The organism is Acidithiobacillus sp. TH-A36 (genome assembly GCF_057473445.1).
Window position 1 is genome coordinate 1 of sequence record NZ_JBYCKP010000109.1, and the last position, 2,579, is coordinate 2,579.

Consider the following 2,579-nt stretch of genomic DNA (forward strand, 5'->3'; position numbering starts at 1 on the left):
GGGATCATGGGTGACATGCAGGGCGGCAATGCCTTCTTCACGAAACAGGGTACGGAGAAAGTAGCGGATTTCTTCGCGAACCCCCTGATCTACGGCGGACAGGGGTTCATCCAGTAAGACCAGACGCGGACGGGCGATGATGGCACGGGCAATGGCGACCCGCTGCCGTTGCCCACCCGATAATTCATGGGGTTTGCGCTTTGCTGCGGTAGCAGGAATGTTCATTTTTTCCAGCAGCAGCATGGCCCGCTCGCGATCTACCGGAAGTCCCTGAGCGCGCAGGGGAAAAAGAACATTATCCAGTACCCGGAGGTGGGGCCAGAGCGCCGCATCCTGAAAAACCATACCAATGCCGCGTTTTTCGGGAGAAATCTGCATGCCTCCGGCGGTGAATACATTTTGCCCGCGCAGGCGAATGCTGCCAGCCTGGGGCTTGATGAGTCCGGCAATGGCCGCCAGCAAGGTGCTTTTACCTGATCCTGATTCACCCAGCAGGCAGGCGTAACGACCATCTTCAAGATCCATCCGGACGTTACTCAAGACTGTCTGGGCGCCAAAGCGCACATTCAGTCCCTGCACCGAAAGCGCCGGTTCGTTGGGCACCGCCGCGATTGCCGACCGGTTTTTTACCTGCAGTTCAGCAACCATGGAGCGTTAGTAGACGTGTGGTATGTTTAATTACAAGGGTATTCATCACTGTACGGCTACAATCAGCTTGTTTCGAGGCATGACAATTATCTCCATCTGTTTATGGAGCGTAGTGTACGCCTCGAATGTGACAGTTTTATGACAACGGGTGGTAGGAAGAGGATTCTCCTGAACGCTGGTCGGTCAGAGGCCGGGAATGCTGGTCAAGCCACCATATACACCCAGCCCGGCGGAAAGAATGACCACAAAGAGGACCAGCCAAAGGTACGGGCCACGCAGGCGATGCTCGGCGGGAAGTGCTTTCATTGCCAGAGCGACCAGGAAACCAAGAACCAGGGGCAGCAGCAGGGCGTTCATGACTTCCACACCAATATCCAGGCTGACCAGGTCGGGTATGCTGATCACGGTCACGGCACCGGCGATGATGATGGCGGTATATATTCCGTAAAACCAGGGGGCGTCTTTGGGATGGTGTTCGAGAGAGTGGCGGAATCCGGTGACTTCTCCCCAGCCCCAGGCTCCGGCCAGTGAGGCAACAATGGCCGCTACCATGCCGGCCCCCAGAATACCCATGGAAAACACCAGGCGCCCCCAGGTATCTCCCAGGTACGGGGTGATGGCCTCGGAGAGTTGATGGACGGTATTCAGGGGCGCGTTAGGATTGAGGCGGCCGATAGTGGCCGCTGTGGCAATCAGCACGGCGGCCATGATGGCCTGGGTGAGGACCGCACCAATGGCCGTATCCCAGCGGGCATGCCGATAATGTTCGGGATGAAGTCCTTTATCGGCAACAGCGGACTGCTGATAAAACACCATCCAGGGCATGATGACGGCGCCGATGTTGGCTGCTACCAGCATCATATAGTCCTGGTTAGTAATGGGTGCATGGGTCAGGCCGTGGAGAATATCCTGAATATTGGGATGAGAGGCCCAGGCAATCCCAAAAAAGACCAGTTCAAACAGGCCCATGATCAGGGCAATGCGCTCTACGCGCCGGTAGGAGCCGGTCCAGACGATGATCAACAGGGTGGCTGCGGCGAGAATGACACCCACGGCACGCGGCAGTCCATAAAGATGGCTGACTCCAGCTACGCCAGAAAACTCGGTCAGCAGGGCGCCCGTAGTGGCGATGCTCAGTCCGGCTACTGACAAATAAGCCCAGCCGGTGCCGAAGGTTTCACGAATCAGTTCACCGTGCCCCTTGCCGGTGAAAATTCCCAGGCGTACGGTGAGTTCCTGCACGATGTAGAGAATCGGCATGAGAATAAATTGCAGCAGCAGCAGTTTGAAGCCCCACTGCGCGCCACTTTGGGCGGCGGTGATAATGCTGCCGACATCGGTATCGGCGAGCATGACGACCAGGCCGGGGCCAAGTACAATCAGAAAAACAGACCAGCGGGAGTGGCGCTGAGGCATTGTGGGGTTGTTTGCATTCATTGTTGAGAATAATCCGTATTTACGTTTTTGGTTTGCGAATGATTCCTGTTTAATGGAAAAATGTCAAGTCCTGAGAGACGCAATGACTGGAAATTGTAGCCTGACTACCAGCCCTCCCTCTGCAGCATTCTCAAAATGTATGGCCCCGCCGTGCAAGTCCATGATGCGCTTGCAGATGCGTATTCCAATACCCGCACCATGGCCGGTTTGGCGCGGAAGTGTGCCCTGATTCATGGCCAGGAGATGCGCTGCAGAAACTCCGGAGCCGTAATCCCGCAGTTGTATTTCCGTGTGCCCGGGATGACTGAGAACCCGAATCTGCAGGCTGCCGTCGCCGTAACGGCGCGTATTGTCGAAAATAATCCGAAACACCCGCTCCAGCGCCAGGGGGCGACATCGAAAAGAATTTGCACTATCACCAGAATGATTTTCCGCAACGCTGATGTCCAGCCCATAGCGTTCCCTGGCAATTTCCTGCATTTCCTCCAGCCAGT

The 2,579-nt window shown here is 56.1% G+C and carries 3 protein-coding genes; all 3 read right to left on the bottom strand.

Annotation, left to right across the window (positions count from 1 at the left end; all coding sequences use genetic code 11):
- Positions 1 to 603 (bottom strand): ABC transporter ATP-binding protein (locus AC2VLY_RS03045; RefSeq protein ID WP_486921744.1); only part of this gene is annotated, 603 nt, incomplete at its 3' end.
- 228 nt (positions 604 to 831) lie between these two features.
- Entirely contained in the window at positions 832 to 2,085 is a 1,254-nt protein-coding gene (locus tag AC2VLY_RS03050; RefSeq protein ID WP_486921745.1) for an NRAMP family divalent metal transporter, read from the bottom strand.
- Between the two features lie 63 nt (positions 2,086 to 2,148).
- Positions 2,149 to 2,579 (bottom strand): sensor histidine kinase (locus tag AC2VLY_RS03055; protein ID WP_486921746.1); only part of this gene is annotated, 431 nt, incomplete at its 5' end.